Raw genomic sequence first — 26,656 nt, forward strand, 5'->3', positions numbered from 1 at the left:
AAGATGTCACGTGACGCGTACTCGCTCACCGGTATGGGCTGGGGGAACCGATTCTCCTTCCAGCGGACGCTCGCCGAGCTGCTCGGCAAGCGTTGGATGGAAGCAGTCGTCCCGGCGGCGCTGCTCATCGGCGTGATCGCGTACTTCGGTCTCACGACAGAAGGCTTCTTCACCTCCTCGAATGGTCAAACCATGTCGCAGAGTGTGGCCGAGCTCGGGCTCGTCGCACTTGGCATGACGATCGTCCTCGTGGGCGGCGGCATCGACCTCAGCGTCGGTGCCGTCGTCGCGGTGGTCAACAGCTGTGCGCTCATCATGTACAAACAGCTCGAATGGCCAGTGCTGGTCGTAGCAGTGGTATCGATTGGAATCGGTGCCGCGATGGGCGGGGTCAACGGGTTCCTCATCGCCTTCCTCAAGACGCGACCCTTCATCACCACCCTCGTCACGTTGCTGGCGTATCGGACCATCGCAGAGTTCATCGACGAGGACTACAGCTCGAAGCTCGCGCTTCTGAGTCGATTCGACGACTCGTGGACGTTCATCGGCGCTGGCAGAATTGCGGGAATCGCGATGCCGCTGGTGATCCTCATCGTGGTTGCCGCTGTGATCCATCTACTGCTCAGCCGCTCTCGTTGGGGCTGGCGGGTCACAGCCGTCGGTTCCTCGCGGACCTCTGCGCGGCGAGCCGGTATGAACCTCGCCGTCATCACCGCATCGACTTACGTGGTCTCGGGCGCGCTCGCAGGCGCGTCGGGCCTGCTCATCGCCAGTCGTCTTGAGCAAACGTCCGCCCGCACGGGCCAGGGGCTGGAATTCAGCGTCCTGACCGCTGTGGTGCTCGGTGGAGTCAGCCTCGCCGGCGGTCGCGGAACCGCGATGAGGGCTCTGATCGGCACCTTGGTCGTCTGCGTGATATCGCAGGGCCTCATCTTGCAGGGCAAGGAGCGCTATCTCTTCCAGGTTGTCCTCGCGATAATCCTGCTGGTCTTCGCCGCGATCGACCTCAAGTGGGGCAAGAACCGGGGCAAGGCCATTCAGAAGATCTACCTCGTGCCCGGTCGCTTCAAGATTGAGAAGTCGCCGGACATCTACGAGCCGGGCAGCGTATGGGCGCTGAACGACAAGCTCACGGGCGCTCAAGCCATTGGTCGTGACGTGCTCGACGGTCCGGAAGACGTCGTCGTGGATCGCCACGGCAATATCTACTGCGGTGACAGGCGCGGATACCTGTGGCGGATCCCCGGTGCAGAGGGTGAGCCGGAGTTGCTCGCTCGCGTCGGCGGGCATCCACTCGGCGTCGCTGTCGACGCCGACGACAATGTACTGATTTGTGTCGCCGGCATGGGGATGTATCAAGTCAGTCAGACCGGGGCCGTGAGCGGGGTATCGACCGAGGTGCGGCGGACGTGGTACCGAGTGAACGACGATTCGGCGATCCGGTTGGCTGACGATCTGGACGTGACAGACGACGGAATCGTCTACTTCAGCGATGCCAGCACGAGGTTCGACGGGGACGAGTTCTTCCTCGATCTGATCGAGTCGCGCCCTAACGGACGCCTGCTGTCCTACGACCCGTCGACCGGCAAGACCAGTGTCGAGCTGCGCAACTACGCGTTCCCGAACGGGGTCTGCATCTCTCACGACGGACAGTCAGTGCTGATCAACTCTTCCAACCTCTACCGAATCGATCGTTACTGGATCAAGGGACCGAAGAAGGGCCAGCTCGAGCCATTTGCCGTCAACCTCCCGGGCATCCCCGACAACATCAACAGGGCTTCGGATGGCACCTACTGGGTTGCCTTTGCCGGCATGCGGACTCCCTCGTGGGATCTGGCCTGCAAGCTCCCAGGCTTTCGCCGCCGCATGATCAAAGAGGTGCCGACAGATGAGTGGCTGCTTCCCAACCTCAACACGTCTTGCGTCATCAAGGTTACAGAGCAAGGGGAGGTGCTCGAGTCCTTGTGGGATGGTCAGCAACGCGACCACGCGGTCATCACCTCGATGCGTGAGTACGACGGATACCTCTACCTCGGCGGTCTGACCAACAACCGACTCGGCAGGGTCAAGGTCAACGAGGTCGAGGACCATGACTCCAAGCAGCTCGAGGGAGCTGGTCAGCGATGAACCTCACAGCGATACGCCGACAAGTGCGTGCAGTCGACGACTTTCTGCGGCCGTCCCGTGCTGAGGATCGCTCGATCCCGGTGCTCGACGGTGGCCTCAGCCCCAACGACGCGCTCGACGGGTTCACCCCTCTGTGGGCAGAGACGGGCTCCGAGCCCGACGATGTCGTTGCGGTCGGCCACTGGGTGCTGGTGAGCGCAGACTCGCGGATACACGTCGTCGATCCCAACAGCGGGGCCGTTGCCTCGACGCATACTTTCGACGCGCCGGTGGGCGCCATGGCAACTGATGGCAAGACGACTGTGTACGTATGCCAGATCAGCGCCCCGGTGCAGCGACTCACCGTGCGAACGGACGGCACGCTCTCGGTTGGCGAGACGGTGGGAGGCGTTCTCTCCTGCCCGACCGATGCGGCGCTCATTGGCGGCCGTCTCTTCGTTTCTGAGGGGAGCCAGGTTCATGGCCCCGACGAATGGCGTCGCGACTTGATGACGAAAGGTCATAGTGGTCGGGTGGTCGAGGTGACCCTCGCAGACTCAGCAAGTCCTCCACGCGTCGTTTTCGACGGGCTTGCCTGGGCGGGTGGCATCGAGGTCGACTCGACGGACTCGACTTCTCTGCTGGTGACGGAGACGTGGCGTCACCGGGTCGTACGTGGCCCGATTGAGGGGGGTCCCGTGGTGCAAGTCGGCGCGCTGTTGCCGGGATACCCCGCTCGCCTTGCAGCGGGACCGGGAAGCGAAGTCCTCGTCTCCTTCTTGTCGCTGCGCACACACTTGGTCGAGTTTGTCCTTCGTGAGGACGAATACCGTGCCGAGATGGTGAACACGATCGACCCGGAGTACTGGATCAGCCCGACCCTCCGGCTGGACGGTGAGCGCTGGGAACCGCTGCAGATCGGCTCGATGAAGCATCTCAACGTCACCAAGCCGTGGGCGCCTCCACGCGCGTACGGGCTTGTGGCGCGGATGGAATCGGATGGGACGTTCACAGGGAGCTGGCACGCGAGAGTCGGATCACCGCGGTCAGGTGTGACCGGTGTGACGGTCAGCGGGAGTCGCCTTGTCGTGGCTTGCCGAGGTGGCCGCCTCGTACTGACTAGCGATGGGGAGTTTCAAGCATGACCGAAGACCTCGATGTCGCCCCAGAGGCGCCCGTCCTCCTCGAAATCAAGGGGGGAACCAAGACGTACTCCGGCATCAACGCTATTGAAGGCGTGGACTTCCAGCTTCGCGCTGGTGAAGTTCACGCGCTCCTCGGCGAGAACGGCGCGGGCAAGTCCACTCTGTGCAAGGTCATCTCTGGAGCGATCAGTCTCGACGAGGGCGAAATGCTCTTTGATGGCGAGCTGAAGCAGTACACAAAGCCCGGTCAGGCACTGAAAGATGGTGTGGCGATGGTCTACCAGGAGACCAGCCTTGTGCCGACCATGACTGTGGCCCAGAATCTCCGGCTGGGTGACGAGCAGCTCCTGTCTCGTATCCGCGCACTCAACATCGAGGGTCGCCAGCTGTTGCGTTCGATGAACTTCCCGGTGCAGGTTACGGCGATGGTGTCTTCGCTCGGAAGTGCCCAGAAGCAGATGGTCGAGATCGCGCGGGCCATCAGGCGAAATGCCAAGATTGTCATCTTCGACGAGCCGACGGCGACCCTCACGCCAGAGGAGACCGAGCAGCTGTTCGGTGCCATCAAGCAGTTGACGAAGTCGGGTGCTGGAGTGATCTTCGTGTCCCACGCCATTGAGGAGTCGCTCGCCATTGCTGACCGCGTGACTGTGCTGCGAGACGGTGTCCGGCAGCGAACTGCGCCGACGCATGAGCTGAGTCGCGACGATGTCGTGCGTCTGATGGTCGGACGCGGCGTTGAATACACGCGTCGGCCCCCTGCCGAAGGAACTGTGGTGGGTGATCGTGTGTTGAGCGTCGAGAACCTCACGATGGGCTCGATGGTGCGCAACATGTCGTTCACTGCGTTCGCGGGCCAGATCACGGGAATCTCGGGCCTTGTCGGCTCGGGCCGCAGCGAAGCGGCGATGGTGGTGTCCGGTGCGTTGAAGCGCAACCGCATCAACGGCGGACGCGTACTCGTCGATGGCGAAGCGGTTCGATTCCGTGTTCCGCGCCAGGCAGTGCGCAAGCAGATCGTCTACATCACAGAGGACCGAAAGCTCAACGGATTCTTCGAGACGATGTCGATCGCGCAGAACATCTACATCGGTCATAAGGCGGGCGACAGGCACCTATCCCTCCTGGGCGGCTCGCGCGCGGCGAAGGGTATTGCCACCCGTTTCATCGACCGATTCCGCATCCGTGCAATCAGCCCCCGCGCCAAGGTGGTTGAGCTCTCCGGCGGCAACCAGCAGAAGGTGGTCCTGGCCAAGTCGCTGACTCATCCGCCACGGGTTGTGATCTTTGATGAGCCCACGCGGGGCGTGGACGTCGGGTCGATCGAGGAGATCCATCAGCTGATTCGCGAGTACGCCGACGCGGGAGCCGCTGTCGTCCTGATCTCGTCGTACCTTCCAGAGATCTTCGCTCTCTCGGATCGGATCCTGGTCGCGAGGGCCGGACGAGTCGTGGCTGAGTTCGATCCCGACACGTCCTCCGAAGAAGATGTCATGTTTGCGGCGGTGCACTGATGCGCGGACGAGCGGGTGGGAGCTGAGATGGCTGGATTCACGTTACGCAACACGCTGATCAAGAACTCCATGTCGGCGTCCTGGGATCCCGATGCGACCGCGTTGGTCTTCCAAGACAGATCCTTGACCTACGCCGAGCTCGCCACCGAGATCGATCGCATCGCCAGCGGGCTGTCCGACAGAGGATTCAAGCACGGAGACCGCTTGCTCGCGCTGCTCCCCAACGGGATCGAATACGTCGAGTTGTTCTTCGCGGTCGCCTCGCTCGGCGGAGTCATCGTCCCGACGAACTACCTCCTCAGCCCGCACGAAGTCGCTCACATATGGCGCGACTCTGACTCCACCTGGCTGGTGGTGCATGAGACGTTCGAGAAGGGGATCTCGGCCATCGATCCCACGAGCCGGCGAGACGGCCAGTGGTTCGCGGTCGGCGAGTGCGCGGGAATCACTTCGTACGAGCAGCTCAGGGAACCTGTCCCTGCGTCGGACGGATTCGGCGAGGTGTCAGCCGATGATGTCGTGCTGCTGCAATACACCTCCGGCACGTCGGGTCTGCCGAAAGCGGCGGTGCACACCCACAGCACCCTGATGTGGAACATGACGCAACAGATCACCGACTTCGGGTTGAAGCGCGAAGACGTGTACGTGTGCGTGCCCGCCCTGTGCTGGGCCGCCGGGTTCCACGACTTCACCCTGCCGCTCTTCTGGGTTGGCGGCACGGTCGTGCTCATGCCCAGCCAGAGCTTTGACCCGGAGCATCTGGTGTCGGTGCTTCAACAGCACGGCGGCACGATCGTGTTGCTCGTGCCGTCGGTGTTGCGCCGCGTCGTGGAGTCAGGGTTCTCAGTCGACAGGCCGCTGCCCGCACTGCGGCTACTTCTGTCAGGAGGTGAGCCGTTGCCGATCGAGCTCATCGAGACGGTGCAGGGGCTCCTTCCCGGTGTTTGGTTGGCGCAGTCGTACGGCATGACCGAAGGACCCATGATCATGTCGTTCCTGAGCGACAAGGATGCGATCGCGAAGCGAGGATCTGCGGGCCAGGCCATGAGTGCGACCGAGCTCCGGGTCGTCGACCCGGGAGATCTCGACGTGCCGGTGGGAACGGTCGGCGAGATCATCTGCCGTTCTCCAGGGACCATGATCGGGTACGCCAAGGCTGACGCAGCCAATGAGGTGGCGTTTCGCGGTGGCTGGTTCCATACCGGCGACAGCGGCTACCTCGACGAGGACGGGTACTTGTACATCGTCGGACGGGTGAAGGACATGTTCATCACGGGCGGCCTGAACGTCTACCCGGCAGAGATTGAGCGCGTCCTCTTGCAGTACGAAGGCGTCGCGGAGGCGGCCGTGATCGGGGTGCCCGACGACAGCCTGGGCGAGATCGGCAGGGCATACGTCGTACTCGCATCCGGTGCAGTGGTCGACGAGGACGAGCTACGCGGCTTCTGTCGCGAGCGCCTCGCCGGATTCAAGGTGCCGCGGCTCTGGACACTGACCAACGAACCCCTGCCGCGCACCGCGTCAGGAAAGATCAAGAAGTCTTCGCTGCGCGATGCCGCCGCACGTGAGGTCTCAACAACAGATGGGGGCCGGTGACATGTGGTCATTCGAGACAGATGAGGACTTCGAGCGCGAGCTTGCGTGGATGAGGGACTTCGTGGCGAACGAGGTGATCCCGCTCGAGGTGTCCGACGAAGGACCTGAGCTCGACGCGGAGCTCGACAAGCTGCGAGCGAAGGTCAAAGAGCGCGGACTATGGGCAGCGCACCTGGACGTCGAGCTGGGCGGCCGGGGTTTCGGGCAGCTCAAGCTGGGACTGATGCACGAGATCAGTGGACGCACTCGCTTGGGCCCGCTTGTGTTCGGCAACCAAGCGCCTGATTCCGGCAATAGTGAGATCTTGGCACGGCACGGCACGGATGAGCAGAAGGAACGGTGGATGACTCCGTTGCTCGACGGGCGATTCCACTCCGCATATGCCATGACTGAGCCGGGAGCCGGAGCGGATCCGACGCTGCTCTCGACCTCGGCGGTGCAGGACGAGTCGGGCGACTGGATCATCAACGGCGACAAGTGGTTCATCACGAACGCCTCGATAGCCGACTTCTTCATCGTGATGGTGGTGACTGATCCGGACGCGCCACCTCACCGGCGCGCGTCGCAGCTGATCGTTCCCGAGGGCACGCCAGGACTCACTGTCGTACGCGAGCTTGGCACCCTTGAGGACGCCAACCCGATCTATGGGAAGTTCGACAATCACGCAGAAGTCACCCTCCGGGACGTACGTGTGCCGGCCGACGCGATGCTGGGGCCGCGTGGAGCGGGGTTCACCATCGCGCAGGAGCGTCTTGGACCGGGAAGGATCCACCACTGCATGCGATGGATAGGCCAAGCCTCGCGAGCTCTCGACATGTTGTGCGAACGGTCGCTGTACCGCTACAGCCACGGGTCTGTTCTGGCCGAGAAGCAGAGCATTCAGAACGCGATCGCAGACTCGTGGACCGAGTTGCACGCCATGCGCCTCATGACACTTCATGCAGCGTGGAAGATCGATACCCACGGGGTGAAGGCTGCACGGACCGAGATCAGCGCGATCAAGTTCTGGGGCGCCGGAATGCTGCACGACGTCATCGACCGCGCTCTCCAAGCACACGGTTCTCTCGGCTACTCGTCAGATCTCCCGCTCGAGTCGATGTATCGATTCGCGCGCGCCGCCCGGATCTATGACGGCCCAGACGAGGTGCACCGTCAGGTGGTCGCACGGCAGGTCCTCAAGAACTACGCACGACCACCCGGCGATGTCCCGACGGAGCACGTCCCCTCTAGGCGTGCCGCGCTGCTTGCTTCACGAGAGAGTCGATAAGTTGCCGACCACGACACGACGTTTGAGAGCAGACCAGATGAAACCCCACGAAAGGGCGAGCGGATGAGCGCGAGGCAGGAGGGTCGGGAAGAGCCGACTCGCGACCGGATCCTCAAAGCGGCCGTGGAGATCTTCGCCGAGAAGGGCTATCACGGGGCTGGAATGACAGAGCTGGGTGATGCGGCCGACATCCGGCGCGGCGCCCTCTACTATCACATCGGTTCGAAGGAAGAACTCCTGTTCGACCTGTGCAAGCGACACGTGGAGGTGGCCCTCGAGCGTGGCCGTCAGGCGGTTGCGCGCAGTGGTGAGGCTCGCGAACAGTTCGTGGCCCTTGTCCGCGAGCACGTCCACACACTCGCTGATCGACGAGCAGATGTCGTGGTTGCCGAGCGCGAGATGCATGCACTGACCGGCGATCGCGCAGTCCAGCTCACCAAGCTGCGGCGCGAGTACCAGGATCTCTTCACCTCGGTACTTGAGCTTGGCGTCAGTCAGGGCCAGTTTTCGCGGGCCGAACCGCTTGACGTGATGGGCGTTCTTGGCCTGCTCAACTACACCTACATGTGGCTCGATCCCCAAGGCCCTGTGCCGCTTGACGACGTCGCCGATCGACTCAGCGGGCTGCTCATGGATGGCCTGGACGTCAGGTGAGCGAGGAGCTCACCACCCGTCGCGTACTCGTGACGGGTGGTTCTCGCGGCATCGGTGCATCAATCGTTCGGCTCCTTGCAGAGCGAGGAGCGAGGGTCGCGTTCACCTACCGGACTGATCTCGAGGCAGCGTCCCGCCTCGTTGGCGCGTGTGCGGAGTTGCCGGGCGACGTGTTCCCGATGCCTTTTGATTTGGTCGAAGGCGATCCGGGCAGGCTCGTCGAATCGGCATGCGCAGCCATCGGTGGAGTGGACTCGTTGATTCTCAACGCCGGGATGTGGCGCGGAGGTCGGCTCGCAAAACTCGATGACTCCGCGTGGTGGGGCGTGCTCGAGGCGAACCTTCGAGGCAATGTGCGTCTGGTGCGGACGGCACTGCCGGTGTTGGAAGCGTCGTCGGCGGCCTCGATTCTTCTCATGTCTTCGGCTGTCGGCCTCACCGGCTTCCCAGGCGATACGGCGTACGCGAGCTCGAAGTCCGCCCTGACCGGATTCGCCCGGTCTCTGGCGAAGGAGACGGGCAGGATCGGCACGCGGGTGAATGTCCTCGCCCCGGGCTTCGTCGAAACCGACATGACGGCCGAGATCGGCGAATCAGCCCGGAACAAGATCATCGAGCGCTCCGTTCTGGGGCGATTCGGAACACCCGAGGAGATTGCCAAGGCGGCGGTGTTCCTCTCGGAGGACGCCACCTTCGCCACCGGCGTCGTCCTACCAATCGACGGAGGATGGACATTGTGACGACTGTTGACGGAAATTCGCGAGGCCCCCTGCATGGTGTACGTGTGATCGAACTGGCGGGCATTGGGCCGTCGCCGTTCACGGCGATGCTCTTGGCAGATCTGGGGGCTGACGTGATCCGAGTTCAGCGCCCCGGATACCACAGTCCGGCGAACCCGGTGTCACCGAAGAACGACGTCTTGAACCGCAGCCGTAGGTGCGTCTCGATTGATCTCAAGAGCGATGAGGGTCGAGCCCTGGTGCTGGACCTCGTGCGATCTGCAGATGTGCTGCTGGAGGGATTCCGGCCGGGTGTCACTGAACGACTAGGACTCGGCCCAGAGGACTGCTCCGCAGTCAACGAGGCGCTTGTGTACGGCCGCATGACTGGCTGGGGACAGGACGGGGCGATGGCACTCGCGGCGGGCCACGACATCAACTACATCTCAATTGCCGGCGCGCTTGCGCCAATGGGCACAGCCGAACGCCCGGTGCCGCCCCTCAATCTCTTGGGTGACTTCGGTGGTGGCGGGATGCTGCTCGCACTCGGTGTCGTGGCGGGTGTGCTCGATGCGAGGTCGTCGGGCCGTGGTCAGGTTGTCGACGCGGCTGTCGTGGACGGAACGGCACTCCTGACGTCAATGCTCTATGGCTTCATGGCAGAAGGAGTTTGGACGGCCGGTCGAGAGCAGAACCTTCTCGATGGAGCGTGCCACTTCTACAACGTCTACGAATGCGCTGACAAGCGTTGGGTCGCTGTTGGTTGCATCGAACCGCAGTTCTATGCGGCGATGCTTTCCGGCCTGGGGCTTACAGGCGACAAGGAGCTTGAGTCAGACCAGTCCGACAAGACGTTGTGGCCCGCTCTGAGGAAGCGCCTCGCAGACGTCTTCGCGACGAAGACTCAGGCCGAATGGATTGCGATCTTTGACGGGACAGACGCGTGCGTCACACCGGTAGTCGAGCTGGGCGACGTGCAAGATCATCCACATGGCGCGAGTCGAGGACTCATGGTCGAGGTCGATGGTCTTCTGCAACCCACGCCAGCGCCCCGATTCAGCCGGACGCCTTTGGCTGTTCCAACGCGTCCGCCGCTGCCTGGCGAGCACACCATGCGAGCACTCGCCGATTGGGGAATCCCTGCTGAGAAGCTTGAGGGTCTGCGTGACCGTGGGGTGATCGTCGAGTCGGCGTGAGTACGCCCATCCGTCAACCTCGGGTTGGACTGACGACCACCTTGACTGCATCTGGGTCGGTCGACGAGACCTCGATGGCACTCGCGATCTCGTCCAGTCCCACCACATGGGTGACCAGAGACCGCAGGCTGACCGCACCCTCGTTGATCAGAGCCGTCGACTGAAGGAACTCCGCCGGCGTGTAGCCGAACGACCCCTTCACCGTGTACGGACGTGGAAGCACATTCAGTGTTGTGGATCCGAGACCCGCGTACACTGCGTTTCCCCCGGGCAACGTGACTCGAGCAGAGAGCAGCATCGCGGCGTCTCCGCCGACCGTCACGCAGACCTGTCCAGCGCGAAGATCGCTCGCTTCGTCGGGATGCACCGCTTCGGCGGCGCCTGCCAAGAGGGCTGCCTTGCGACGTCCAGGGCGAGGTTCAACCGCTATCACCCGAACACCAATGGCCGATGCTGCAGCTGTCACGCACAAGCCGAGTGGACCTGATCCAATGACAACGAGCTCGTCCTGTCGAGGTTTGAGCAGCGCCCTGTTCACCGCATGCACGGCGACCGCGAGCGGCTCGGCCCAGACTGCGTCGAGGGTTTCGACGGCATCATGGACGGGGACGAGCTCGCCGGGCTCAACGTCCGACAAGACCAATTCGTCGCTGAACCCGCCCCGTCGACCGTACGAAATCGTGAGGTCCACCGAGTGGTCGCACTGGTGCTCGAGCCCGTTGCGGCAGTACCAGCACACGTGACACCCACGGATCGGGCGCACCATGACGCGTTCACCAAGCACCAGATGGCTCTCTGGCGGTGCGGCGACAACGCGGCCCACGATCTCGTGGCCTAGCACCTGCTCTGGCGGGGCCGATCCGTGTTTGACGAGCGAGATGTCTGTCCCGCACACGCCAACAGCTTCGACTGCGAGCAGTGTGTCCGCATCTGAGTGTTCAGGTGACTCGGCCAACACGATTCCGATGTCGCCCGGGCCTGCGATGCTTGCCCGTCTGATCGTGGCGCTCACCGTACGGCCACCTTTTCGACCCAATGATGGGAACGGCGTGGGCTAAGGATCGTCAGCTCGCGCATCGTCAAGGAGTCGAGATCCGGCTCCGGCGATGAGGGGACTGCCGACGCCACGGCGCCACTGCGCCGCACCCAGCGCGCGCAAACTGCGAGCTTCCCGCCGAAGGTCACGGCGATATCTGCCCTGCCCGATGGTGAGAGTGAACTCAGATCCTCGCGGCATCTCTGCGAAAGCCGCGTACCTTCGATGTGTGGTTCCGCGACGACTTGGACACCGCAGTGTTCCAGCATCGTGACGATGTGCGGCGAGTCCCCTTCGGCTCCGACGACCAGAACTGTCGGCTCGGTCTCGTCCCAAGCGTCAATTAGGTCGAGCACAGTCGCGACGCGAGACACAGATCGCGCAGTGGCGCCTGGTGAGTGGGTTCGGAACGGCTCTCCCCAGCGAGGGTCTCCGGCACGGGGAGGCTCATTTCGCGAGCACCATGACTCGAGTCCAACGAGGCACAACTCGCACACACCACAGTGCGCCCGCCACAAGATGTAGGTGTCGCCATGCTGAGCAACTTCAGGGGCCTGGAAGACGATCGGCTCGGTCATGCGTCAGCCCCTTGGTGCGACCGCAGGAGTTGCTTGGCACGCCCGATGAGGTGAGGGAAGGCATCGGCGAGAACCTCCCACGCTGTATCGCGTCGCTTGCCGGAGGTGTGGAGGTGAAAGTTGCGAGCGGTGATGCAGGCAAGGCGGTAGCCCGCAAGTGCGCGATACCAGTCGAGATCGTCGACTTGCCTGCCTCCCGCCGCGACATACGCGTCTACCAGGAACGTGGGCGTCGGCGACCAGGCAGACCAACGGTGGCGCTGAGGGCCCCAGCTCTCATCGTCATAGATCATGCAGATCCAGCCGAGATCGAGCCCCGGAGGGCCAATGCCGGAGATCTCCCAGTCGAGGATTGCCGTGATCGCGCCGTCTTGGAATAGCCAGTTGTTGGAGTAGTAGTCGCCGTGGACGACGGTCAACTCCGGATCGGCGGGGCGCGAGTCCATGAGCAGCGCGGCAACCTCCTGGCCGCTCTCGACCCAGGAGGCGTTCTCTGACTTGAGAAGCGTTGGCGTCCATTTACGAATCTCGTCGGCAAGTTCCTGCGGTTCGGCCCAGCCCGGAAGCGCGACCTGCCAGTCGACCTCATGGATCGCGGCGAGCGTGGACATCCCGGCTTCGAAGACGCGGGCCAGCCCAGCGCCGTCTTGGCGACTGGCCATCGTCTCGTCGAAGAGATGCGTCGACTTTCCTGGCATCAGGGTCGCGACGTAGAAGGGCACGTCGAACCACGGATTTTCTGCGCGTGACGACCGGACCTCCGGAACGGGAATGCCGGCATGTGCCATTGCCTCAAGAATCCGGGCCTGATGGAGCACGTCAGCGTTGCCGCTGAGGGCGACACCCGGCGGTGGCAGCCGGATCACGAGTTCTTCACGCAGATCAGGCGTGACGAGCGTGAAGCCGTAACTGAGGCCGGAATTCCCGGGCATGCGGCGAACGTCTGCGAGCTTGGCCAGAGGGCCGTGGTTGTCGATCGCCCATTGGGATAGGCGAGGACTGATCCAGTCTGGCCTCAGTGCTCCGCCGGTCTCATCTCGCGTGGTCACATTCGCATCTTACAGTCATACTGACCGATCAGTACAACCCTCAGAAGGCCATGAGCTCATGGACTGTTGCCACGATCTGGTCTTCATCCGGCAACCACAGTTTTTCGAGGTTGGGCGCGTACGGAGCCGGCATTGCGAGTGCTCCGACTCGACGAATCGGTGCGTCCATCAGCGTGAATCCTTGATCGGCGACGCGGGCAGCGATCTCTGCTCCGATCCCGAAGTCTGTGATTGCTTCATGGACGATCACGAGGCGAGAGGTCTTGGCCACAGAGTTCAGCACCGTCTGGTGATCCAGGGGGCTGACGGTTCGTAGGTCAATCACTTCGCAGTCGACACCCTGCATGGCGAGGGATTCGGCGACGGCCAAGCACGTGTGAACCATGCGGGACACGGTCACCAACGTGATGTCACTGCCCTTGCGCACAACGGCAGCTCTGCCAAGCGGAGTCAGGTGCCCCCTTTCCGGAGTTGGTCCCTTGGTCTCGTACAGCAATCGGTTCTCGATCACGATGACCGGGTTGGGGTCCTGAATGGCTGCTCGCAGCATCCCGTAGGTGTCCTCGGGCGTGGATGGCATGACGACCTTGAGGCCCGGAATGTGCGCAAACAGCGCCTCGAGGCTCTGAGAGTGCTGGCTCCCCGAGGATCGACCAGCTCCAAACTGGGTGCGGATGGTCAGCGGCACGGTGGCGTGCCCTCCAGTCATGAACCGCATCTTTGCTGCTTGGTTCATGATCTGGTCGAAGCAGACCCCGAGGAAGTCGACATACATGAGCTCGATGACCGGCTTCAGTCCGCTCATGGCGGCGCCGACTCCCATTCCCATGAGCGCCGTTTCGGAGATTGGCGTGTCGATCACTCTGGTGGGAAACTGCTCGTGGAGTCCGCGGGTGATGCCGAAGACGTTGCCGCCGGCACCTACGTCGATCCCGGCGAGGAAGACGTCAGGATCATCTTCAAGCTCGTGCTGGAGCGCGAGGCCGATAGCCCTGCTGGTCCGTATTTCCTCGCCCGACGTCAAGCGCGGCTTGTCCGGGATCGGGTCGGATTCGCCGAGCACATACCAGCGAAGTGTGTCGTTCGACGGAGGAGGTGAACTCCGAGCAAATTCCACGGCTTCGTCGACTTCGATGACGGCTGCACCTCGAAGCGCGTCTAGGTCGGCTGGCGTCATGCCGGAGTCGAGCAGGCGATTGGCAACAACCGTCAACGGGTCCCGCGCCATCCAGGCTTCCAGCTCGGAGGCTGATCGGTACTTCTGGGGGTCACCTTCGTAGTGGCCGTGGATGCGGTATGTCTCAGCCTCCACGAACACCGGTCCGCCATCGTTGCGGGTCTTCGCGAGCGCAGTCTCAAGAACCTCAAGGACGTTCTCCACGTCGTTGCCGTCAGCGTGCAGATAGGGAACGCCGTATCCGCTGGCGCGCCGCGAGAGAGAGACGGTTGGGAGATTGTCAGTCGATGAGAACTCGGCGAAGTGGTTGTTCTCGCACAGAAACACGATGGGCAGGTTGAGTGTTGCTGCGATGTTGATGGATTCATGGAACGCGCCTTGTCCCACGGCCCCATCGCCGAAGAAGGCAACCACTACGTTGTTGGTCTGCCGGTGCTTGATCGCTGTCGCGGCTCCCACGGCGATAGGTAGTCCAGCGCCGACGATTCCGTTCGCCCCGAATACGCCGATGCTGGGATCGGCGATGTGCATCGACCCTCCGCGGCCGCGACACGTGCCGGTCTCGCGAGCCATGAGCTCAGCAAACATCGCCTTCATGTCGGCGCCCTTGGCAAGAACATGACCATGGCCGCGGTGGTTGGAAGTGATGACGTCCTCGGCCTCCAGCGCCGAACACACTCCAACGGCGACGGCCTCCTGGCCAACCGACACGTGCACGAACCCAGGTATCTCGGTGTCTCGGTACAACTCGCTCGCTCGCGTCTCGAACTCACGAATTCTGCTCATCGCTGAAAAGAGGTTGGTGCGGGACCTCTGCGTCATGCCATACTCCTTGTACCGATCGGTACACACAGGCTGAAGGCTAGAGGCCGATCTGTCAACGGTTTGGAATGAGAAGGAGTGCGCCGTGGAGTCGAACCACCGTTCAGAAGAGGTTGTCGTAGCGGGAGTCGGGATGATCCCGTTCAGCAAGGCGGGACGAAGTGAGACGTACGACGTCATGGGTGGCTCCGCAGCCCGGCTCGCTCTGGACGATGCGGGTCTCGACTATTCAGCCATGCAGCGGGCATACGTGGGCTATGTCTACGGGGACTCGACGGCAGGGCAGGCTGCGCTGTACGGCTTGGGTCGGAGCGGAGTCCCGATCATCAATGTCAACAACAACTGTTCGACTGGGTCCACTGCGCTCTATCTTGCGCGCGAAGCTGTTCAGTCCGGCGTTGCCGATTGTGTCTTGGCTCTTGGCTTCGAGCAGATGACGCCGGGTGCACTTGCCATGAGCTTCACGGATCGCCCCGGCCCGCTGAGTCGTCTCGACGATGTGCGCGCGGGGATTCAAGGCGATGAGGATGGTGTGCCGTTCGCCGCGCAGTACTTCGGCGGCGCGGGTCAGCGGCACATGGACCTGTTCGGAACCTCTCCGGAAACCTTCGCACGCATCTCGGTCAAGGCTCGCCGGCACGCTGTAAACAATCCGAATGCCGTGTTCCGAGACCCCATAACACTCGATGATGTGCTGGGATCGCCCTCGATCTACCACTACCTCACGAGACTCCAGTGCTGCCCCCCTACCTCTGGCGCGGCCGCCGCGGTGGTGTGCAGTCAGGAGTTCGCGCGCAGTCACGGACTCGACAGCAGCGTGCGGATACGAGCTCAGGCACTCACGACTGACAGTGATCGCACGTTCGACTCCGGGGACATGCGTGATGTCGTCGGCTATGAGATGACCCAGCGGGCGGCGACCGAGGTCTATGAGGCGTCGGGGGTCGACCCTGCCGACATTCCTGTGGTGGAGCTCCACGACTGTTTCACGGCGAACGAGCTGATCTCGTACGAGGCCCTGGGGCTGACGTCGGAGGGCGGTGCCGAGAAGTTCATCCTCGCGGGGGACAACACGTACGGCGGGCAGGCGGTGGTGAATCCCTCCGGTGGGCTGCTTTCCAAGGGGCACCCACTCGGCGCAACGGGCCTTGCGCAGTGTGCGGAACTCGTGTGGCAGCTACGAGGAAGTGCCGGAGATCGACAGGTCGAAGGCGCGACATTGGGTCTCCAGCACAATGTCGGACTAGGCGGAGCGAGCGTCGTAACCCTGTTCGAGCGCGTCGGCGCCGCCGTATGAGCAGGTTGGCGGCCCGTACGGCGATCGTGACTGGGGCCGGCCAGGGCATCGGTCGAAGTGTGGCCCTGAAGCTGGCCGAGGAGGGCGCCTCGGTCGTAGTCAACGACCTTGACGTGGGCCTCTCGGAGTCGACGGTGGACGAGATCGTTGCCGCGGGCGGCCAGGCAGTGTCCTGCGCCGGGAGCGTGACAGAGGACGGATTCAGTGAGCGGTTTGTCGACGTCGCCGTGTCGTCGTTCGGCTCGCTCGACATCATCGTCAACAACGCTGGCTACACGTGGGACTCCGTGATCCAGAACATGACTGACGAGCAGTGGGACGCCATGCAGGACGTTCATGTCAAGGCACCGTTTCGAATCCTGCGTGCTGCGCAACCGATCATTCGATCCCAGGCCCGCGCCGATGCTGACGCTGGTCGACCAGTCACTCGTAAGGTCGTGAATGTCACGTCAATCTCCGGTACAGATGGTCAAGCCGGCCAGGCGAACTATTCGGCGGCAAAGGCGGGCGTTGTAGGACTGACTTTGTCACTGGCGAAGGAGTGGGGTCGTTACAACACAACCGTGAATGCTGTCGGATTCGGCTTCATTCGCACCCGCATCACAGAGTCGCGGGCAGTACAGGACGGGACCTTCGTCGTTGACGGTCACGAGGTCAAAGCGGGACTGCCACCCGATCGGTTCGCGGAGCTCGAATCGTTGGTACCCCTCGGCCGAGCAGGCACTCCGGAGGAAGCTGCAGGAGCCGTGTATCTCCTCTGCTCACCGGAGTCGGACTACGTCAGCGGCGAGGTTCTGATCTGTGGTGGGGGCTACCACTTCTAGCGTTGGTGACGGATCAGCGGTAGTTGGTGAACTGCACGGCGAAGTCGAGGTCGGCAGCCTTGACCAGCGCAATGATCTCCTGGAGGTCGTCGCGCTTCTTGCTCGAGACGCGCAGCTCCTCGCCCTGGATCTGGACCTTCGCGCCCTTGGGGCCCTCGTCGCGGATGATCTTGGAGACCTTCTTGGCCTGCTCCTGGTCGATGCCGTCCTTGAATCGCGCCGAGAGCTTGACCTCCTTGCCGGACTGTCGGGGCTCGTCGCTCTCCAGCGCCTTCAGCGAGATGCCACGCTTGATGAGCTTGTCCTTGAACACGTCGAGCACGGCGAGGGCACGCTCGTCGGCGTTGGCCTCGATCTCGACGCCCAGCTCACCGCTCCACTTGATGGAGGCGCCGGTGTTCTTGAAGTCGTAGCGCTGCGCGATCTCCTTGACGGCCTGCTGCATCGCGTTGTCGGCTTCCTGGCGGTCGAGCTTGCTGACGATGTCGAAGGATGAGTCGGCCATGTCTGCTCCTGCGCGTTGGGGTGGATCTGGTTTCTCACACCATACGAGGCTGAGATACTCTTGCTTGTCGTTGCCCCCGGGCAACGACCCCCGGCAGGTTGCCCGAGTGGCCAAAGGGATCTGACTGTAAATCAGACGGCAATGCCTACGCAGGTTCGAACCCTGCACCTGCCACATGAAAGCCCCGGCTCCTTCTGGAGTCGGGGCTTTTGGCTATTCTGCCTGTCATTGCAGTGACTCGTTGGTCGCTCTAGCGCCCAGGGGTCGACCCGAATTTGGGTGACGACATGTCCGGCGGTGTCCGGTGGGGATCGGTCCTTTGCGGGTGTCTGGGGGGAATACGGGGGGAAGTTTGCGGTGCAGGGCCCTCTAGGGGATGGTCAGAATGAGGCGCTTCTGGGTGATTGTCGGGGGTGTTGTAGGCCGATTCGAGCTTGCGCATGGCAGATACTTCCGCGCCGTCGATGCATTTTGCGTACACAGTGAGCAGTACGTTGACGCTGTGGCCAGCCCACTCAGCAACTTGTGCTGGGAGTACTCCGGCGTTCAGCCATGTCGATACGCATGCGTGGCGCAAGTCGTAGGGACGTCGTGCCAGCGGAGAGTCGAACTCCTTGTCGGTGAGAGCAGTCAAGCGGGCGTTGTTCCACGCGCGGTACACAGTCTTCATGGAGACGGGTTTGGAGTACGGCCCTGGGAGCGGTATCCCGGCTCGTCCGGTGCGAGACACGAAGAGGTGACCGTCGCGACCAACGGCAAACGTGGATAGATGACGTTGGAGTGTGGCGACCAGCTCTGGGTGAGCGGGAACGAGTCGTGTATCGCCGATCGCTCGATGCTTGAGTTGTCGCTCCTCGGTGACAGCGCCGTCGTCTGTCCACAGCTTCCCGACTGACTGATGGGACGAGGTAAATAGGATCTGTCCCCAACCTTCCTTGGGGAGTTCGAGGTTGACTCGTCGCAGGTTTAGCACCTCGCCAGGCCGCGGGCCGGCGTAGTACATGAGCGCGAAGAAGGCTTCGAGTTCTGGTCTCTGGTCGCGAACGGCGGCGAGCAGCGCTTTGGCTTGAGTGGGATTGGCGACTCGGCGGCGGTCGAGAGCTGGAGTGGGTGGTTGTCGTTTGCGTCGAACTTCGCTCATCGGATTGGTGGTGAGATGTTCGCGTTCCACCGCAAAGTCGAGTGCATTGTGTAGGGCAGATCGTCGGCGCATGATGGTCGATTGCTTGGCGCGAGTTCCGTCCTGATTGAACGCCAACCCGTCGAGTAGTTCGCGAAGCACGGATCTGTCGGTGAGGTCGTGCAGGTGAACGGAGTGACGTTGTAGCCATGTCAGGTACGGGACCTCGTCGGCCTGTGATTCGCCTGACGAGCTGAACGCTTGCCGAAGCGAGTTCCGAAGGATCGCGTCGGCGGCCGGGCGCGCCCCGGTCGGAGTCAGGTGAAGTGTGACCTGCGTCAGTGAGTCAGAAAGGCTTTGGCGATATCTGGGCGCAGCATCTGGCCATTTCATCGCTGCAAAGTCAATGGCGTGATCCAACCAGGTGATTTCGTTGGGTGCGGTGGTAAATGAAGAAGGTGCAATCGGCGCACCTGTCGAGGTGTCGAATGGCAGGCCGCTCTTGGTCGCGGCCACGAGCTCGGATCGCTGAGCGTCAGCGAGCTTGGCGGTGAGGAATGTCTCTTGGAAATCTTTCCCTGCCACCTTCCAACGCACGGTGTAGGTGGTGCGTCGTTTGCCGTTGTTCGTACGGATACTCCGGAAGCGAACATCGAAGCTGTGCTTGGACCTCATGCGACGTCTTCGTGGACTTGGAGCCATTGCTCGAGATCGGCTCGTCGGACGCGGAGGCTCCCGTTGGGGAGCTTGATACAACGCGGTGCCTTGTTGGCCGAGCGCCAGTCGTAGAAGGTGGAGCGGGAGATCTCGAGTTCGGCGCAGAGGTCGGCGACGGTGAGGTGGCGAGGGGGAGGTTGTGTGTTCATGTGAGTGTGACCGATCTGTCTTGGCGCACACCGGGTTCGAGCCGGCTGAACCGATGATTGGGACACTTAGTCAGGGCTTACTCGACGGCGCTGGTGGACAACCGCAAGCCGACTTTCGGGGGAATGTTGCAACGTTCCCCGCACATGTCGAAACCATGCCGACGCAATTCGGAAGGCATGCTCTCCGTGAGACGCGACATGACGGACCTCGCAGAAGGCGCGTTCGCGCGGGGCTAAACATCGTCTGTCAGGGCCCAGTGTGAGGCTGCGGGGGAACGTTCCCCAAGCGTGCTGAGATCCGTCACGTCAGGGTCGGAATCTCTCTCACGTCGCGCGCGAGCCACTCGCCTTGGGGGAACGTTCCCTTGCAGAGGTCAATGGGCTGATTTGCGCGGAACGAGAAGATCAAATCTTTCTGCTCTACGTGATCGCTCGTTACGATGACGTCACAATGCGTTACTCCCTCGATCTGTCTGCTTTGCGTGAGGCGAGGCACGCGAAAGGTCTAACGCAACCCCAGCTGAGCGACCTAGTTGGGGTGGACGGTGCACCCCGCGTAAGTGCTTGGGAATCTGGTCAACAGGTCCCGCATCCCGGTCAGCTTCGCAGGCTGGCCGAAGTGCTCGAGGTGCCGATTACTCAACTGCTCGAACCCGTGTCCGTCGAGGATCGAGATCTGCGGCGACTCCGTATCGAGGCCGGGCTGACGATCGTGGAACTGGGTGCACGCATCCATGTCGCCGGACCCACCCTCAAGCGCTGGGAGCGGGGGGAAGTCCAGGGCCTGCTGCGGCGAATACCCCTTGGCGACATGGCGGATGTGCTTCGCGTCGACGAGGCGACTGTCACGGCTGCGCTACGTCGGACACAAAGTTCCTGAACTGTCGGCATCAGCAACTGGCCAAGGACAATATTCTGGTTTAGGGTCGAAAACACATACAGATGTCGCCTCATCGAGGCAAAACTGACCTTATGTGGGTAGTGGGGTTTGACCGCGACAGATGCAAGAATCGGTCTAACTCGTTGGGGTGACGGGGAGCAGGGGGGATCATGAAGTCGAACATCAACTCGGATCGACAGGCCAGCTTCACGCTTCGGCCAGGGCCGTCCGGCGCTCGTGGTCGGGTGACTGTGTGTCTACTCGGCATCGCTCTCGCGCTTACATTGTCAAGCTGCGACGAAGATGAACCTGCCCCAATACCCACGGGATCCACCCCGACCACCGCTACGCCGACGCGGCCGGCGTGGGAGGCCAAGTACACCGCAGACGAAATCGCTGCCTACGAAGAGGCCCTTGCAACGTGGGACCGGTACCAGCAGGAGGCCGAGCCGATCTGGAAGGCCGGCAAGGTCACACCCGAGGCAGAGAAACTCTTCAAGCGATACTTCGCGACGAACGAACAACTCATCAATTTGGACTTCTATGAGAAAAACCACCTGACACGGACCGGTCGAGCGAAGGTCCTGTCAACTGAGCCAACGCGTATCAAAGTGTCAACTACCGGTGGATCGGTGAGCATCCGCCAGTGTCTCGACGCCAGCACGATCACGGTCACGCAGAATGGCGAGACAGTGGAGCCTGAGAACGTCGGGCCACAGGTCTTCACTTTTGAAATGGGCAAGGCTGAGGGGCGCTGGATTGTCTTCCGGCTAAAGGAGTCAGTCGGGGACTCGCCATGCGACGCGTAACCAACGTCGTTGTCTCCGTGATCATCGCGGCGGGCTGTCTCCTTGTCATTGCATCGCCCGCAGCTGCCGCGTGTCCTCCGGGCACGGAACCCGCACCAGGCGGTGCAGGCAACATCTGCATTCCTGTAGGTGACGGCGGCGGTGGCGGCGGTGGCGGCGGTGGCGGTGGCGGCGGGCCGCGTCAGTGCACCTACCGTGGCGACAAGATCCCTTGCAACGATCCAGTGCGAGGTGTGTGGGATCAGGGTCGCCAGTGCTATCTACTGCTGATGAAGCCCCAACCGCCAGTTGACAGTCCCGTTTGGTCTGAGCTGGGCGGGGACCCGTCCGAGGGTCGCATTTACACATGCGGCAAGCCGGGTATCGCGGCTACGCCGACCCTTATCTACATGGTTGGCGGGGGTATCCCAGACCCAGAGGATCTTGCACGCCGGGCGTTGGATCAGATGCAGCTGGCCACGCCGGATATTCATCTGGCCCCGCAGCCCCCGGAGCGGACGTACGTCGGGCTGGATACATGGTTGTGGATGCCGGCAGTCCAGTGGGCGACTTTGAGGAAGTCGGTCACCGCTGGCGCCACGACAGTGACAGTGACCGCAGTCCCAAAGACAGCTGTTTGGGACATGGGACCGGCCAACAAGACCTGCACCTCGGCTGGTCGCGAGTGGAAGTTCGGCAAGATGCAGAAGGGTTCCACGACGGGCTGCTCGTACAAGTACACGAAGGTCTCGGACTTTCAGCCAGACAAGAAATTCCGGGTGACATCGACGATCTCGTACCAGGTCGACTGGACCTGTGCAGGAGCGTGTCTGGGTAATAGCGGAACCCTCGGCCGGGTCAATGGTCTACCAGGTGTTGCAGCGATCGTCGTCGGCGAACGCCAGTCAGTAGTGGTGGGAGGAGATGACTAATGGCAACAAAGGTCGAAGCAAAGAAGGCCAGGAGCGATGTGTCATCGATCCTCTCGGGACGAAGGACCGATGATCGAGGTCTGCGAACGAAGTCCCGGCGCACGGGGCTGGTAACCGTCGCGGCCGCGTTGATGGTCGCCTGCGGTTTGGGCTTCGCTCTGCTGCTGTCGCAGGCCGGCGAGACGACCTCAGTACTGGTGGTCGCGGGACCGGTGGCGAAGGGTCACGTGGTCGAGCGCACTGATCTGGTGTCGAAGAAGGTCGCTGGAGCGGATGGTGCGATCGAGACCGCGAACTCGGCGCAGGCGATTGGGAAGGTGGCGGCGGTTGATCTCGTTGCCGGCCAGATCCTGACATACAACATGGTGACCAGCGACCCGATCCCCGGCGCCGGCATGGCAACCGTGGGATTGTCCCTAACACCGTCACGTGTCCCATCGGCTGGCCTCAAGGCGGGGAGCATCGTTGACGTGATCGCGGTGCCCGGTGGCGAAGGCGGCGGAACGGATGAGGAGCTTGAGTCGCCGCGGATATTGGCGAAGGACGCGCAGGTGTTCTCCGTCGACGGCGCTGCCACCGAAGGTGGGGGAGTGCTGGTGACGCTGATCGTGAACGCCTCCGATTCGGCTCGCCTGGCTGCCTACTCCACCAGTGACCGGGTGGCGATCGTAGAGACGTCCGCGAGTGACGGGGGCAAGTAGATGCTGATCTCGGTCTGCTCAAGCAAGGGCGCGCCTGGCGTCACCTCTACCGCGCTTGTGGTCGCCGCGGTGTGGCCACGGCCCGTGGTGATGGTTGAGGCAGATCCAACGGGAGGGGATCTCGCGTTCCGTTGCCGATCGGCGAACGGTGGACCGTTGTCGACGTCGCCCAGCTTGTTGAGCCTTGCTGCAGCGGTCCGGGACGACAAGCCCGGCACGTTGGTTGATTTCGCCCAGGACCTCGCGTGCGGTGTGCCCGTTGTCCAAGGTGTGCCGTCGAGTGCGCAGGGACGTGCGCTCAAGGACTTGTGGCCCTCGATTGCTCAGGCTTGTCGAACGGCAGGTGTCGATGTCATCGCCGATCTTGGTCGCCTCGACCGAACCTCACCGACGCTTCCGCTAGCCGCAGCCTCTGATCGGGTGCTCGTGGTCGGGATCGCTTCGCTTGAGTCGGTCATCCATATGCGCGAGACATTGCTTGACCTTGGTGGCGAGGTCGGTCCGGATGTGTCCGGTGTTCGCCTCGTTCCCACACTGGTGGGTCTGGCCCGCCATGCGAACGGTGATCGTGACGACGTCGACCGGGTGCTGGTGGCGGCCGGAGCTTTGGCGACGCCGTGCATTCATTTGCCTCTCGATCGGCCCGCCTTGATGCGGCTGGAGGGTGGCGACTCGGCCAGCGGTCGACTGGGTCGGGCGACGCTGATCCGGGAGGCGCGGCTTGTCGCGGCGGATCTCGCGGAGCCACGTACGGCCAGGGCGGCGGTGCCGTCATGATCGACGTCGACATGGATCTCGTCCGCTCCTTGCACCAGGCTGTGGGTGACCGGGTCCAGCGAGAGCAGAACAGGCGCCGCCGTAGCGATGGTATGTCCCTCCTGGTCGGGCTCGATGAGCAGCAGTTCGCTCGAGCTGTCATTGCCGACGTCATCAGAGCCCACGCCGAGGAACGTCTTACCAAAGGACAGCAGCCACTTGACGCCTCGCAGGACGCGGAGATCTCCGAAGCGATCTACGCCCGCATGTTCGGGGCAGGCCGCCTGCAAAAGCTCCTCGATGACGACAGCATCGAGAACATCGACATCAACGGCTGCGACCAGGTCTGGGTTACCCGCACCGACGGCAAGAGCATGCTCGTCGAGCCGGTCGCCGACAGCGACGAGGAACTGATCGAGCTCGTGCAGACCCTCGGCTCCTACGCCGGGTTGTCGTCGCGCCCCTTTGACTCGGCCAACCCTGAACTCGACCTGCGGTTGCCTGACGGTTCTCGCTTGTCGGCGTTGATGTCTGTCACTGACAGGCCGGCCGTCTCGGTACGTCGCCACCGATTCAAGCAGGTCGAATTCTCTGATCTGATAGCGAACGACACCCTCAGCGAGGAGGTCGCTGACTTTCTGACCGCAGCAGTCAAAGCGCGGTTCAATATCGTGGTGGCCGGTTCGATGAACGCCGGCAAAACCACCTTGCTGCGCGCGCTGGCAGCCGAGATCGGCCCCGACGAGCGGCTCGTGACCGTGGAGAATGCGCTCGAGCTCGGCTTGAAGGCCGACGTCAAGCGTCACCCCAACTGTGTCGAACTAGAGACCCGGCCACCGAACTCCGAAGGGCACGGCGAGATCGCCCTGGAGCAGCTGCTACGCAGGTCCCTTCGTATGAACGCCACACGCGTCATCGTCGGCGAGGTCCTCGGTCCAGAGATCGTGACCATGCTGAACGCAATGACTCAGGGCAACGACGGCTCGTTGTCGACGATCCACAGCCGGTCGGCTCGTGACGTGTTCGGACGTATTGCCACCTACGCGCAACAGGCTCACAGCCTGCCGCGAGATGTGGTGCACGAGATGATCGCCGGTGCCGTCGACTTCGTCGTCTACGTGTCCCAGGACCGCGTCACCGGGCACCGCACGGTGCAGACGATCCTTGAGGTCAACGGGTTCGACGCGGCCGCTGGTGTCGGGGCATCGGAGATCTTCGCAGCTGACGCCAAGGGCAACGCCGTACGTGCCGAGGACATCGCCATCACCCGAGCCGCCGAGCTCGCCGCAGGAGGGTGGAAGCCGCTTCGATCAGTCGAGGGGTGGGGCGCATGACCAATCCTCTGGTGGGGCTGGTGCTCGGTCTGGGCATGGCCGGCGGGCTCGTCCTGCTGGCTGCTGCGTGGAACGGGTGGCCCGCCAAAGGGACCACCTCGCGTTCACGCTCCTACCTCGCACAGTGGAGCCATGAAGCTCGTCGACGAGCCGCCACGGCCGTAGTCGCCGGCATCCTGGTCGCCTTGGTGACCAGCTGGCCGATCGCGGCGGTCGCCGCAACGGCATTGATCTGGTTGTGGCCCTCGATGTTTGGTGGCGCCAAGGCCAGCGCCCTGCAGCTTGAACGCCTGGAGGGCATTGCCACCTGGACCGAGTCATTGCGCGACACCATTGCCGGCAGCATCGGACTTGAGCAGGCGATCACTCATTCGTTGGGTGCGGCGCCGGCAACCGTCCAAGCCCCGTTGACCCGAATGGTCGGTCGCCTTCGCTCCCACGTCCCGCTGCAACAGGCCTTGGGTGCGTTCGCCGACGAGTTCGATGACGCCTCGGTCGACTTGGTTGCAGCTGCCCTGATTCTGAACTCGCGGCTCCGCGGATCTGGTCTCGTGCAGACCTTGAGTGCACTGGCGGAGTCTGCACGAGAAGAACTCGAGATGCGCCGCAAGATCGAGGAAGGCCGCAAGAACCTGCGCCGGGCGGCTTCCATCATCGTCGGTGTCACTGCCATCTTCGCCGCGGGCATGGTGCTGTTCTCCCGCGAGTACGTTGCTCCGTATTCGACGCCGGGAGGTCAGGTCATGCTGGCGATCATCATCGGAGTCTTTGCGTTCGGATTCATCTGGATCAAGAAGGCATCCGTTGGCATTCCGCCGGAGCGGTTCCTGGCCACTGCTGATCAACTGGCATCGACGGCGGGTGACCGACGTTGACTCTCGCCCTTTTGTGTGGTGCCGGCATGGGTCTGGCACTGCTGTTGCTGGGGCTCGCCGTTGCTCCCGCACGGACCGATCTCGCGGCCGCAGTCGGCCGCTGGGAGTCACAGCGCCACTACCGGCCGACCTTGGCTGCTGGGGCGGCGCGCTCCGACCCTCGCGTCCGTCTCGGCGGGTTCCTGGTGTCCGAGCTGCGCCAGCTCGACATCACCATGACCAAGATGCGCATGGACCTCGAGCTCGTAGGCAAGACGCTCGAGGAGCACCTCGCCGGCAAAGTGCTGCTGGCAGCGTTTGGTCTCATCCTTCCTTCGCTTTTGAGTGCCGTGTTGATTCTGGCCGGCATCACATTGCCGTGGTCAGTGTCGGGTCTCTTCGGGCTGTGCCTGGCCGCCGTGTTCTTCGTCCTTCCCGACGTTGCCGTGGCCCAGGCGGCACGACGTCGACGTGACGAACTGCGCCGGGCACTCTCGTGCTATCTCGACCTGGTCTCCATGAGCCTGGCCGGCGGTCGCGGTATCCCCGAGGCCCTGCCGACGGCGGCGCAGATTGGGCGGGGTTGGGCGTTCGAGCTCATCGCCGAGACGATCTCACGCGCACGCTATGAAGGCACGACTCCTTGGGAGGCATTCGCCAACCTCGGGGAACGCGTCGACCTGCCCGAGCTGCGCGACCTCGGCGGGGCATTGACCTTGGTCGCCGACGACGGCGCCAAGGTGCGTGACTCGTTGTCGGCCCGTGCAGCAACCCAGCGTCGACGTCAGTTGGCTGAGGCGGAAGGCGAAGCTGAGAAGGGCGACCAGTCGATCGGGATTGCCCAGGTCGTCCTGGCGATCGGGTTCCTGCTCTTCCTGGCGTACCCGGCGGTCATCAACGTTCTGGTCCTTTGAGAGCGCACAACCGATTGAGAAGAGGG

The 26,656-nt window shown here is 62.9% G+C and carries 24 protein-coding genes and 1 tRNA gene; 19 read left to right on the plus strand and 6 right to left on the minus strand.

All coding sequences use genetic code 11. The features are described 5' to 3' along the window. Positions 1-3: 3 nt before the first annotated feature. From ABD683_RS10965 to ABD683_RS11000, 8 genes are all read left to right on the plus strand, one after another. Positions 4-2,127 carry an ABC transporter permease gene (locus ABD683_RS10965; RefSeq protein WP_344769912.1) on the plus strand — a complete coding sequence of 708 codons (2,124 nt, stop codon included), beginning with the start codon at positions 4-6 and terminating at the stop codon, positions 2,125-2,127. After that, the gene (locus ABD683_RS10970; RefSeq protein ID WP_344769914.1) at positions 2,124-3,251 is read left to right on the plus strand and encodes an NHL repeat-containing protein; all 1,128 of its coding nucleotides are present in this window, start codon (positions 2,124-2,126) and stop codon (positions 3,249-3,251) included. The genes ABD683_RS10965 and ABD683_RS10970 overlap by 4 nt, the downstream gene beginning before the upstream one ends. After that, positions 3,248-4,765 (plus strand): sugar ABC transporter ATP-binding protein, encoded by a 1,518-nt coding sequence (locus ABD683_RS10975; protein WP_344769916.1) that lies wholly within the window; start codon positions 3,248-3,250, stop codon positions 4,763-4,765. The genes ABD683_RS10970 and ABD683_RS10975 overlap by 4 nt, the downstream gene beginning before the upstream one ends. Positions 4,766-4,792: 27 nt before the next feature. Then, complete coding sequence (locus ABD683_RS10980; protein WP_344769917.1) at positions 4,793-6,361, plus strand: class I adenylate-forming enzyme family protein; 1,569 nt, start codon at positions 4,793-4,795, stop codon at positions 6,359-6,361. Position 6,362: 1 nt separating this feature from the next. Beyond that, positions 6,363-7,628, plus strand: coding sequence for an acyl-CoA dehydrogenase family protein (locus ABD683_RS10985; RefSeq protein WP_344769919.1), 1,266 nt, complete (start codon positions 6,363-6,365; stop codon positions 7,626-7,628). 63 nt (positions 7,629-7,691) lie between these two features. Further along, positions 7,692-8,282, plus strand: a complete 591-nt coding sequence (locus ABD683_RS10990) for a TetR/AcrR family transcriptional regulator (RefSeq protein WP_344769921.1) — start codon at positions 7,692-7,694, stop codon at positions 8,280-8,282. After that, positions 8,279-9,022 (plus strand): SDR family NAD(P)-dependent oxidoreductase, encoded by a 744-nt coding sequence (locus tag ABD683_RS10995; protein ID WP_344769923.1) that lies wholly within the window; start codon positions 8,279-8,281, stop codon positions 9,020-9,022. Before ABD683_RS10990 ends, ABD683_RS10995 begins: the two co-directional genes overlap by 4 nt. Next, entirely contained in the window at positions 9,010-10,197 is a 1,188-nt protein-coding gene (locus ABD683_RS11000; RefSeq protein ID WP_344769925.1) for a CaiB/BaiF CoA transferase family protein, read from the plus strand. Before ABD683_RS10995 ends, ABD683_RS11000 begins: the two co-directional genes overlap by 13 nt. A 13-nt stretch (positions 10,198-10,210) precedes the next feature. On the opposite strand, the gene ABD683_RS11005 is transcribed toward ABD683_RS11000, so the two are convergent. The 3 genes from ABD683_RS11005 to ABD683_RS11015 form a co-directional block, all read right to left on the minus strand. Next, positions 10,211-11,209, minus strand: a complete 999-nt coding sequence (locus ABD683_RS11005; protein ID WP_344769927.1) for a zinc-dependent alcohol dehydrogenase — start codon at positions 11,207-11,209, stop codon at positions 10,211-10,213. A 598-nt stretch (positions 11,210-11,807) separates the two neighbouring features. Continuing rightward, positions 11,808-12,743, minus strand: a complete 936-nt coding sequence (locus ABD683_RS11010) for a phosphotransferase family protein (protein WP_344771593.1) — start codon at positions 12,741-12,743, stop codon at positions 11,808-11,810. Between the two features lie 157 nt (positions 12,744-12,900). Continuing rightward, positions 12,901-14,859, minus strand: a complete 1,959-nt coding sequence (locus tag ABD683_RS11015; protein ID WP_344769928.1) for an alpha-ketoacid dehydrogenase subunit alpha/beta — start codon at positions 14,857-14,859, stop codon at positions 12,901-12,903. An 85-nt stretch (positions 14,860-14,944) separates the two neighbouring features. Here ABD683_RS11015 and ABD683_RS11020 point away from each other — a divergent pair, with 85 nt between their 5' ends. Then, on the plus strand, positions 14,945-16,156 hold the full coding sequence (locus ABD683_RS11020; RefSeq protein ID WP_344769930.1) for a lipid-transfer protein: 1,212 nt from the start codon (positions 14,945-14,947) through the stop codon (positions 16,154-16,156). Continuing rightward, positions 16,153-16,980 carry an SDR family NAD(P)-dependent oxidoreductase gene (locus tag ABD683_RS11025; RefSeq protein WP_344769931.1) on the plus strand — a complete coding sequence of 276 codons (828 nt, stop codon included), beginning with the start codon at positions 16,153-16,155 and terminating at the stop codon, positions 16,978-16,980. Before ABD683_RS11020 ends, ABD683_RS11025 begins: the two co-directional genes overlap by 4 nt. Positions 16,981-16,993: 13 nt before the next feature. Here ABD683_RS11025 and ABD683_RS11030 read toward each other — a convergent pair whose 3' ends face one another. Further along, the gene (locus tag ABD683_RS11030; protein ID WP_344769932.1) at positions 16,994-17,485 is read right to left on the minus strand and encodes a YajQ family cyclic di-GMP-binding protein; all 492 of its coding nucleotides are present in this window, start codon (positions 17,483-17,485) and stop codon (positions 16,994-16,996) included. Between the two features lie 92 nt (positions 17,486-17,577). Between ABD683_RS11030 and ABD683_RS11035 the strand changes: the two genes are divergently transcribed. Beyond that, positions 17,578-17,659: transfer RNA gene (locus ABD683_RS11035), tRNA-Tyr, on the plus strand. Positions 17,660-17,735: 76 nt separating this feature from the next. Here ABD683_RS11035 and ABD683_RS11040 read toward each other — a convergent pair. Next, the gene (locus tag ABD683_RS11040; RefSeq protein ID WP_344769933.1) at positions 17,736-19,280 is read right to left on the minus strand and encodes a tyrosine-type recombinase/integrase; all 1,545 of its coding nucleotides are present in this window, start codon (positions 19,278-19,280) and stop codon (positions 17,736-17,738) included. Continuing rightward, complete coding sequence (locus tag ABD683_RS11045) at positions 19,277-19,471, minus strand: helix-turn-helix transcriptional regulator (protein ID WP_344769935.1); 195 nt, start codon at positions 19,469-19,471, stop codon at positions 19,277-19,279. Before ABD683_RS11045 ends, ABD683_RS11040 begins: the two co-directional genes overlap by 4 nt. A 451-nt stretch (positions 19,472-19,922) precedes the next feature. Between ABD683_RS11045 and ABD683_RS11050 the strand changes: the two genes are divergently transcribed. The 8 genes from ABD683_RS11050 to ABD683_RS11085 all read left to right on the plus strand — a co-directional run bounded on the left by ABD683_RS11050 (position 19,923) and on the right by ABD683_RS11085 (position 26,630). Next, positions 19,923-20,351 carry a helix-turn-helix transcriptional regulator gene (locus tag ABD683_RS11050; protein ID WP_344771594.1) on the plus strand — a complete coding sequence of 143 codons (429 nt, stop codon included), beginning with the start codon at positions 19,923-19,925 and terminating at the stop codon, positions 20,349-20,351. Between the two features lie 170 nt (positions 20,352-20,521). Then, complete coding sequence (locus ABD683_RS11055; protein WP_344769937.1) at positions 20,522-21,160, plus strand: hypothetical protein; 639 nt, start codon at positions 20,522-20,524, stop codon at positions 21,158-21,160. A 269-nt stretch (positions 21,161-21,429) separates the two neighbouring features. Continuing rightward, positions 21,430-22,071, plus strand: coding sequence for a hypothetical protein (locus ABD683_RS11060; protein ID WP_344769938.1), 642 nt, complete (start codon positions 21,430-21,432; stop codon positions 22,069-22,071). After that, a complete protein-coding gene (locus ABD683_RS11065) occupies positions 22,071-22,772 on the plus strand; it encodes an SAF domain-containing protein (protein WP_344769940.1) in 702 nt (233 codons plus the stop codon). The genes ABD683_RS11060 and ABD683_RS11065 overlap by 1 nt, the downstream gene beginning before the upstream one ends. Continuing rightward, complete coding sequence (locus ABD683_RS11070; protein ID WP_344769942.1) at positions 22,773-23,549, plus strand: hypothetical protein; 777 nt, start codon at positions 22,773-22,775, stop codon at positions 23,547-23,549. After that, positions 23,546-24,862: a TadA family conjugal transfer-associated ATPase gene (locus ABD683_RS11075; RefSeq protein WP_344769943.1), complete on the plus strand. Its 1,317-nt coding sequence runs from the start codon at positions 23,546-23,548 to the stop codon at positions 24,860-24,862. Before ABD683_RS11070 ends, ABD683_RS11075 begins: the two co-directional genes overlap by 4 nt. Beyond that, on the plus strand, positions 24,859-25,737 hold the full coding sequence (locus ABD683_RS11080) for a type II secretion system F family protein (RefSeq protein WP_344769945.1): 879 nt from the start codon (positions 24,859-24,861) through the stop codon (positions 25,735-25,737). Before ABD683_RS11075 ends, ABD683_RS11080 begins: the two co-directional genes overlap by 4 nt. Before the next feature lie 26 nt (positions 25,738-25,763). Further along, positions 25,764-26,630, plus strand: a complete 867-nt coding sequence (locus tag ABD683_RS11085; RefSeq protein ID WP_344769947.1) for a type II secretion system F family protein — start codon at positions 25,764-25,766, stop codon at positions 26,628-26,630. Positions 26,631-26,656 lie beyond the last annotated feature (26 nt).

This window comes from Aeromicrobium panaciterrae (assembly GCF_039537165.1).
Taxonomy (GTDB): domain Bacteria; phylum Actinomycetota; class Actinomycetes; order Propionibacteriales; family Nocardioidaceae; genus Aeromicrobium; species Aeromicrobium panaciterrae.

Bases quoted from the DNA above. Each gene is read 5' to 3' on its own strand.
- ABD683_RS10970 (WP_344769914.1), top strand. From the start codon at position 2,124: ATGAACCTCACAGCGATACGCCGACAAGTGCGTGCAGTCGACGACTTT.
- ABD683_RS10985 (WP_344769919.1), top strand. From the start codon at position 6,363: ATGTGGTCATTCGAGACAGATGAGGACTTCGAGCGCGAGCTTGCGTGG.
- ABD683_RS11040 (WP_344769933.1), bottom strand. From the start codon at position 19,280: ATGAGGTCCAAGCACAGCTTCGATGTTCGCTTCCGGAGTATCCGTACG.
- ABD683_RS11025 (WP_344769931.1), top strand. From the start codon at position 16,153: ATGAGCAGGTTGGCGGCCCGTACGGCGATCGTGACTGGGGCCGGCCAG.
- ABD683_RS11010 (WP_344771593.1), bottom strand. From the start codon at position 12,743: ATGCCCGGGAATTCCGGCCTCAGTTACGGCTTCACGCTCGTCACGCCT.
- ABD683_RS11070 (WP_344769942.1), top strand. From the start codon at position 22,773: ATGCTGATCTCGGTCTGCTCAAGCAAGGGCGCGCCTGGCGTCACCTCT.
- ABD683_RS11085 (WP_344769947.1), top strand. From the start codon at position 25,764: ATGGGTCTGGCACTGCTGTTGCTGGGGCTCGCCGTTGCTCCCGCACGG.
- ABD683_RS11050 (WP_344771594.1), top strand. From the start codon at position 19,923: ATGCGTTACTCCCTCGATCTGTCTGCTTTGCGTGAGGCGAGGCACGCG.
- ABD683_RS11060 (WP_344769938.1), top strand. From the start codon at position 21,430: ATGAAGCCCCAACCGCCAGTTGACAGTCCCGTTTGGTCTGAGCTGGGC.
- ABD683_RS11080 (WP_344769945.1), top strand. From the start codon at position 24,859: ATGACCAATCCTCTGGTGGGGCTGGTGCTCGGTCTGGGCATGGCCGGC.
- ABD683_RS10975 (WP_344769916.1), top strand. From the start codon at position 3,248: ATGACCGAAGACCTCGATGTCGCCCCAGAGGCGCCCGTCCTCCTCGAA.
- ABD683_RS10965 (WP_344769912.1), top strand. From the start codon at position 4: ATGTCACGTGACGCGTACTCGCTCACCGGTATGGGCTGGGGGAACCGA.
- ABD683_RS10980 (WP_344769917.1), top strand. From the start codon at position 4,793: ATGGCTGGATTCACGTTACGCAACACGCTGATCAAGAACTCCATGTCG.
- ABD683_RS11075 (WP_344769943.1), top strand. From the start codon at position 23,546: ATGATCGACGTCGACATGGATCTCGTCCGCTCCTTGCACCAGGCTGTG.
- ABD683_RS10990 (WP_344769921.1), top strand. From the start codon at position 7,692: ATGAGCGCGAGGCAGGAGGGTCGGGAAGAGCCGACTCGCGACCGGATC.
- ABD683_RS11030 (WP_344769932.1), bottom strand. From the start codon at position 17,485: ATGGCCGACTCATCCTTCGACATCGTCAGCAAGCTCGACCGCCAGGAA.
- ABD683_RS11065 (WP_344769940.1), top strand. From the start codon at position 22,071: ATGGCAACAAAGGTCGAAGCAAAGAAGGCCAGGAGCGATGTGTCATCG.
- ABD683_RS11000 (WP_344769925.1), top strand. From the start codon at position 9,010: ATGGACATTGTGACGACTGTTGACGGAAATTCGCGAGGCCCCCTGCAT.
- ABD683_RS11015 (WP_344769928.1), bottom strand. From the start codon at position 14,859: ATGACGCAGAGGTCCCGCACCAACCTCTTTTCAGCGATGAGCAGAATT.
- ABD683_RS11045 (WP_344769935.1), bottom strand. From the start codon at position 19,471: ATGAACACACAACCTCCCCCTCGCCACCTCACCGTCGCCGACCTCTGC.
- ABD683_RS11055 (WP_344769937.1), top strand. From the start codon at position 20,522: ATGAAGTCGAACATCAACTCGGATCGACAGGCCAGCTTCACGCTTCGG.